A 6,804-nucleotide genomic window follows, 5' to 3' on the forward strand; every position below is an offset into this window, starting at 1 on the left:
GGAGTGCCGCGAACAGGACACAATGGGCGCATGACTTCGCTCGCCCACCCGCAGCTGCGTTTCACGCCCACCGTGGCGGACCCCTCCGGCCCCCGGGAGCTGGTGATCCTGGGTTCCACCGGGTCGATCGGCACCCAGGCCATCGACGTGGTGCTCCGCAACCCGGACCGTTTCCGGGTGGTCGCCCTGTCGGCGGCGGGCGGTCGGGTGGAGCTGCTGGCCGAGCAGGCGGTGCGGCTGGGCGTGCACACCGTGGCGGTGGCCGATCCGGCGGCCGTTCCGGCGCTGCGCGAGGCGCTGGCCGCGAAGGCGGCGGGCGGTGCGCTGCCGACCGTGCTGGCGGGCCCGGACGCGGCGACCGAGCTGGCCGCCCTGGAGTGCCACTCGGTGCTGAACGGCATCACGGGGTCGATCGGCCTGCGGCCGACGCTGGCCGCGCTGAAGGCGGGCCGGGTGCTGGTGCTGGCCAACAAGGAGTCGCTGATCGTCGGCGGTCCGCTGGTGAAGGCGGTGGCGAAGCCGGGCCAGATCGTGCCGGTGGACTCCGAGCACGCGGCGCTGTTCCAGGCGCTGGCCGGCGGTACCCGGGCCGAGGTGCGCAAGCTGGTGGTCACGGCGAGCGGCGGCCCGTTCCGCAACCGCACCCGTGAGCAGCTGGCCGGGGTGACCCCGCAGGACGCGCTGGCGCACCCGACCTGGGCGATGGGCCCGGTCGTCACGATCAACTCGGCCACCCTGGTGAACAAGGGCCTGGAGGTGATCGAGGCGCACCTGCTGTACGACGTGCCGTTCGACCGGATCGAGGTCGTGGTCCACCCGCAGTCGGTGGTGCATTCGATGGTGGAGTTCACCGACGGTTCGACCCTGGCGCAGGCCAGCCCGCCGGACATGCGGATGCCGATCGCGCTGGGCCTGGGCTGGCCGGACCGGGTGCCGGACGCGGCCCCCGCCTGCGACTGGACCAGGGCCGCCACCTGGGAGTTCTTCCCGCTGGACGACGAGGCCTTCCCGGCGGTCGAGCTGGCCCGTGAGGTGGGCACCCTGGGCGGTACCAACCCGGCGGTGTTCAACGCGGCCAACGAGGAGTGTGTGGAGGCGTTCCTGAAGGGCCGCCTCGCTTTCACCGGAATCGTGGACACTGTTGCCAAGGTCGTGGCCGAGCACGGTCAGCGGGACGGCGCTCCGGCGGCGGGAACTTCCCTGACGGTCGAGGACGTCCTGCACGCGGAGGACTGGGCGCGCGCCCGGGCCCGCGAGCTGGCGGCCGGCTGACGGTCGACCGACGACCCCGATTGCGGTAGGACGAGACGATGAGCGGAGCGGCATGACGGAGGACCAGCGGTGGCAACGGTTTTGACGGTGGTCGGCATCCTGGTCTTCGTCATCGGGCTGCTCGTCTCGATCGCCTGGCACGAACTCGGCCACCTCTCCACGGCCAAGCTGTTCGGCATCCGGGTGCCCCAGTACATGGTCGGCTTCGGCCCGACCCTCTGGTCGCGCCGGAAGGGCGAGACCGAGTACGGCATCAAGGCGATCCCGTTCGGCGGGTACATCCGGATGATCGGGATGTTCCCGCCGGGCGAGGACGGCCGGATCACCAAGCGCAGCAGCTCGCCCTGGCGCACCATGATCGAGGACGCCCGCGAGGCCTCCTACGAGGAGCTCCAGGAGGGTGACGAGAGCCGGCTCTTCTACACCCGCAAGCCGTGGAAGCGCATGATCGTGATGTTCGCCGGGCCGTTCATGAACCTGGTCCTGGCGTTCGGGCTCTTCCTGACCGTCATGATGGGCTTCGGCGTCTCGATGACGGTGCCGACCATCGGCTCGGTCGCCCAGTGCGTGGTCAAGGCCGGCCAGCCCACCGACACCTGCCCCGTCGACGCGCCCAAGACCCCGGCCAACGAGGTGGGGCTGCGCCAGGGCGACAAGGTGCTCTCCTTCGACGGCGACCGGATCCGCGACTACGACCAGCTCCAGGCGGACATCCGGAAGTCGGCCGGCAAGCAGGTGGCGATCGTCGTGGAGCGCGGTGGCGAGCGGCTCACCTTCACGCCCACCATCGCCGTCAACGACGTGCAGAAGTACGACGGCAAGGGCGTGCCGCTGAAGGGCCAGACCGTGCAGGCCGGGTTCCTCGGGTTCACCCCGAAGAGCGAAACCGTCCAGCTCGGCTTCGGGCAGTCGGTGGACCGGATGTACGACATGGCCGAGAACGGGGTGAAGTCGCTGGCCGCCCTGCCGGGCAAGATCCCCGGGCTCTGGAACGCCGTCGTCGGCGACGCCCCGCGCGACCCGGACTCCCCGGTCGGCATGGTCGGCGCGGCCCGGGTCAGTGGCGAGGTCTTCTCGCTCGACCTGCCCGCCACCCAGCGGATCGCGTTCTTCGTGAACCTGCTGGCCGGCATCAACCTGTCGCTCTTCCTCTTCAACATGCTGCCGCTGCTCCCGCTGGACGGCGGGCACATCGCCGGCGCGGCCTGGGAGGCGGTCCGGCGCCGCTTCGCACAGCTGTTCAGGCGGCCCGACCCGGGCCCGTTCGACGTCGCCAGGCTGATGCCGGTGGCGTACGTGGTGGCCAGCATCTTCATCGGCTTCACGCTCCTGGTGATGGTCGCCGACCTGGTGAACCCGGTGAAGATCAGTTAGGGCGTTCGGGTACCACGGGTGTGCTGGGCGCCGTTGCGGTGCCGTACCGTGGAGGCCGGGTGCGCGATCGTCAGCGCGCCCGGCCTCGGCCGTGTCACGGCCGGGCGGTCGACCACACCTCAACCCCGGGGAACCCTGCGCACATGACCGCGATCTCGCTCGGTATTCCGTCCCTGCCGCTCAAGCCGCTGGCCAAGCGCCGCTACTCCCGGCAGATCATGGTCGGCAACGTGCCGGTCGGCGGCGACGCCCCGGTCTCGGTGCAGTCGATGACCACCACGGTCACCTCCGACATCAACGCCACGCTGCAGCAGATCGCCCAGCTCACCGCGTCCGGCTGCCAGATCGTCCGGGTCGCCGTGCCCACGCAGGACGACGCCGACGCGCTGCCGATCATCGCCAAGAAGTCGCAGATCCCGGTCATCGCGGACATCCACTTCCAGCCCAAGTACGTCTTCGCCGCGATCGACGCCGGCTGCGCCGCGGTGCGCGTGAACCCGGGCAACATCAAGCAGTTCGACGACAAGGTCGGCGAGATCGCCAAGGCCGCCAAGGACGCGGGCGTGCCGATCCGGATCGGCGTCAACGCCGGCTCGCTGGACAAGCGCCTGCTGGAGAAGTACGGCCGGGCCACCCCGGAGGCGCTGGTCGAGTCGGCGCTGTGGGAGTGCTCGCTGTTCGAGGAGCACGACTTCCGCGACATCAAGATCTCGGTCAAGCACAACGACCCGGTCGTGATGATCAACGCCTACCGCCAGCTCGCCGCCGCGTGCGACTACCCGCTGCACCTCGGCGTGACCGAGGCCGGGCCGGCCTTCCAGGGCACCATCAAGTCGGCGGTCGCCTTCGGCGCGCTGCTGGCCGAGGGCATCGGCGACACCATCCGGGTCTCGCTCTCCGCCCCGCCGGCCGAGGAGATCAAGGTCGGCAACCAGATCCTGGAGTCGCTCGGGCTGCGCGAGCGCGGCCTGGAGATCGTCTCCTGCCCCTCCTGCGGGCGCGCCCAGGTGGACGTCTACAAGCTCGCGGAGGAGGTCACCGCCGGGCTGGAGGGCATGGAGGTGCCGCTGCGGGTGGCCGTCATGGGCTGCGTCGTGAACGGCCCGGGCGAGGCCCGGGAGGCCGACCTCGGGGTCGCCTCCGGCAACGGCAAGGGCCAGATCTTCGTCAAGGGCGAGGTCATCAAGACCGTTCCGGAGTCGAAGATCGTCGAGACCCTGATCGAGGAGGCGCTCAAGCTCGCCGAGCAGATGCAGGCGGCGGGTGTCGAGGCGGGGGCGCCGACCGTGGTCGCCGGGGAGTGAAGGGCCGCGGGGGGAGCGGCCCCCGCGCAGCGTGTTTCCGACAGCCGTAGGTTGTCCTGACCGTGCGGGAGCGTCCGCGCGGTGTTTTCCGGAAGCGGGGCCGTCCGTTCGCGGACGGCCCCGCGGCCGTAGCCGGGTGGGGCCACGGAGTAGGGTGCGGCCAGAGTCGTCTCAGTGAGGTGCTGTCCCGATGCTCGATCGCGGTGTGATGCTCCCGAGCTCCTTCCAGGCCGCCCGGGCCCTGGCCACCACCCGCGTGCTGGAGCCGCCGGACCTGCCGGAGGCCCTGGAGATCCTCCACCGCGACCCGGTGGCCAACGCCTTCGTCGCGACCAGGGTCGAGGCCGTCGGGCTGGACCCGTGGCGGCTCGGCGGGGAGATGTGGGGCTGGTACGACGGGGACGGCGTGCTGGGCGCGCTCTGCTACGCCGGGGCGAACCTGGTCCTGGTCGACGCCGGGCCGGAAGCGGTCGCGGCGTTCGCGGAACGGGCCCGCCGCCAGGGGCGGCGCTGCTCCTCGATCGTCGGGCCGGCGGCGGCCACGGCGGCCTTCTGGGCACTGCTGGAGCGCAGTTGGGGCCCGCCCCGGGACGTACGGGCGCACCAGCCGCTGATGGCGACCTCGGTGCCGTCGGCGGAGATCGCGCCGGATCCGCTGGTGCGGAGGGTGCGGCGCAACGAGGTCGAGACCCTGATGCCGGCCTGCGTGGCGATGTTCACCGAGGAGGTGGGAGTGTCGCCGCTCGCCGGGGACGGAGGGCTCCTCTACCAGGCCCGGGTGGCCGAACTCGTGTCCACCGGACGGTCGTTCGCGCGGTTCGGCGAGGACGGGCAGGTCGTCTTCAAGGCGGAGATCGGGGCGGTGACGGAGGGGGCCTGCCAGATCCAGGGGGTCTGGGTCGCTCCGGAGCACCGGGGGCGGGGGCTCTCCGAGACGGGGATGGCGGCGGTCCTGGAGGTCGCGTTGCGGGAGGTGGCGCCGGTGGTGTCGCTGTACGTCAACGACTTCAACCTGCGGGCCCGGGCCGCGTACCGGCGGGTGGGGTTTCAGGAGGTCGGGGCGTTCATGAGCGTGCTGTTCTGAGCGGCCCGTTCGGGCCGCGCGGGGCGCTGTTGGGATCTTCGGCCGCGCCGCGGGGCCGCTGGTAGTAACGTCCGGAGCATGGATCAGCTGACCGGGGTGACGATCGGGGCCATCGACCTCGCGGACTGGGCGCCGCAGGCGCTGGAGGTCCAGGCGGTGGCGTTCGGGCTGACGCCCGAGGAGGTCGCGGTACGGCTGCACATCGTGGGGCGGCACGCCCAGCAGCCGGGGGTGATCGCGCTCGGGGCGATGAGCGGGGGGCGGCTGGTCGGGTTCGGGTACGGGATGCCCAACCAGCGGGAGCACTGGTGGAGCACGGTGATCGAGCCCTACCTGGCCGCCCGCGGGTACGGGGACTGGCTGGACGGGGTCTTCGCCGTCACCGAACTGCACGTGCTGCCGGAGTTCCAGGGGCAGGGGGTCGGCTCGCGGATCATCCGGACGCTGTGCGAGGGGTCGGGGCTGGAGCGGAGCATCCTCTCGGCGATCGACGCGGAGACGCCGGCGCGGCGGCTCTACCGGGCGCTGGGGTACCGGGACCTGGCGCGGGCGGTGCGGTTCCCGGCGACGGACCGGCTGTACGCGGTGATGGGGGCGCCGCTGCCCCTGCGGGGGGCCGGGGGGTAACTGCCCTCGGGGCGGGGGGAGTTGGCGGGGCCGGTGGGTCAGAGGGTGTCGGCGAACTCGAGGTAGAGCTCGGCGTCCTCGCGGCGGTCCGCGGCGAGGGCGCGGAGCGCGAGGTCGACGGCGCGGAAGAGGGCCCAGCCGCGGAGGCGGTCCTGGTCGACCTCGAGGGCTTCGGAGAGCCGGCCCAGGCGGCGGCGGACGGCGGCGGGGGCGCCGGGGGAACCGAACAGGGTGTCGGCGCGGTCCAGCGCCAGCCGGGCCAGGTCGTAGGCGCGTTCGCCGGCCAGCGGGCGCGGGTCGACGGCCAGCCAGGGGGCGCGGTCGGCGGCCAGGACGTTGCCGTGGTGGAAGTCGCCGTGCAGGAGGAAGGACTCCTCGGCGGAGCCGGCCAGGCCCCGTGCGGTGTCCAGGGCCTCGGCGATCAGCGGCCGCGCCTCGGCGGCGACGGGGTGGGGGAGTTCCGCGAGACGGGCGGCGGCGTCGACCCGCTGGGAGAGCGCGGGGAACGGGTGGCCCTCGGGGAGCTCCGTCCAGAGGCGGTGCAGCAGGCTGGTGGCCTCCAGCATGGCCTTGGGCTCGGCGAGCGAGCGCAGCGGGATCCCGCCGTGGAGGCGTTCGAGCAGCAGGACGCCCTCGGCGGGGGCGGAGTCGAGCAGGAGGACGGCTCCGCGGCCGGCCCAGTGGGCCAGGGCGGTGTGCTCGTGGACGGTCTCGGGGGTGGGGAAGCCGATCTTGAGGACGGCGGGGGAGAGGTCGTCGCGGTGGACGTACGCGACGAGGCTGAGGCTGCCGCCGGGGTCGAGGACCCGTTCCAGGGTGAGGTTCCAGGCGGCGAGGTGGGCGGCGGTCCTGGCGGGGAGGGTGGCGAGCCAGGGGTGGGCGGCTTCGCCTTGGGTGGCGGTGACGCTGTGCGTCAGCCAGGTGGGGACGGTGATGGTGGGTTCGGCTCCCGACATGGGTCCATTGTGGGGGTTTGGGGTGGGGGGGTGGGCTCTCGGGAGGGTGGGGGGCCGGGGGTGGCTCCGGGGGTGGTCGCTCCGGGGGCTGGATGATTTTCAGACTGCCGACCCTGGAGGTGGGGCGTTCAGACCGTTGGCAGTCTGAAAATCACCCGTCACGCCCCTCTCCGCGGCCACCCCCTGC

6 protein-coding genes are annotated in these 6,804 nt (G+C 72.5%); 5 read left to right on the forward strand and 1 reads right to left on the reverse strand.

What is annotated here, in order from left to right; genetic code table 11:
* Positions 1–30: 30 nt before the first annotated feature.
* The 5 genes from dxr (at position 31) to ACLWS4_RS36235 (ending at position 5,661) form a co-directional block, all read left to right on the forward strand.
* Entirely contained in the window at positions 31–1,272 is a 1,242-nt protein-coding gene (gene dxr, locus ACLWS4_RS36215) for a 1-deoxy-D-xylulose-5-phosphate reductoisomerase (RefSeq protein ID WP_049651298.1), read from the forward strand.
* Between the two features lie 69 nt (positions 1,273–1,341).
* Positions 1,342–2,646 carry a M50 family metallopeptidase gene (locus ACLWS4_RS36220; protein ID WP_416876355.1) on the forward strand — a complete coding sequence of 435 codons (1,305 nt, stop codon included), beginning with the start codon at positions 1,342–1,344 and terminating at the stop codon, positions 2,644–2,646.
* Positions 2,647–2,789: 143 nt separating this feature from the next.
* Complete coding sequence (gene ispG, locus ACLWS4_RS36225) at positions 2,790–3,950, forward strand: flavodoxin-dependent (E)-4-hydroxy-3-methylbut-2-enyl-diphosphate synthase (protein ID WP_049651296.1); 1,161 nt, start codon at positions 2,790–2,792, stop codon at positions 3,948–3,950.
* Between the two features lie 208 nt (positions 3,951–4,158).
* Entirely contained in the window at positions 4,159–5,034 is an 876-nt protein-coding gene (locus ACLWS4_RS36230) for a GNAT family N-acetyltransferase (protein ID WP_049651309.1), read from the forward strand.
* Positions 5,035–5,112: 78 nt separating this feature from the next.
* On the forward strand, positions 5,113–5,661 hold the full coding sequence (locus ACLWS4_RS36235; protein WP_049651295.1) for a GNAT family N-acetyltransferase: 549 nt from the start codon (positions 5,113–5,115) through the stop codon (positions 5,659–5,661).
* A gap of 38 nt (positions 5,662–5,699) precedes the next feature.
* Here ACLWS4_RS36235 and ACLWS4_RS36240 read toward each other — a convergent pair whose 3' ends face one another.
* Positions 5,700–6,617: an aminoglycoside phosphotransferase family protein gene (locus ACLWS4_RS36240; protein WP_416876356.1), complete on the reverse strand. Its 918-nt coding sequence runs from the start codon at positions 6,615–6,617 to the stop codon at positions 5,700–5,702.
* Between the last annotated feature and the right edge of the window lie 187 nt (positions 6,618–6,804).

The sequence above is a fragment of the Kitasatospora sp. SC0581 genome (genome assembly GCF_048159585.1).
Lineage (GTDB): Bacteria > Actinomycetota > Actinomycetes > Streptomycetales > Streptomycetaceae > Kitasatospora.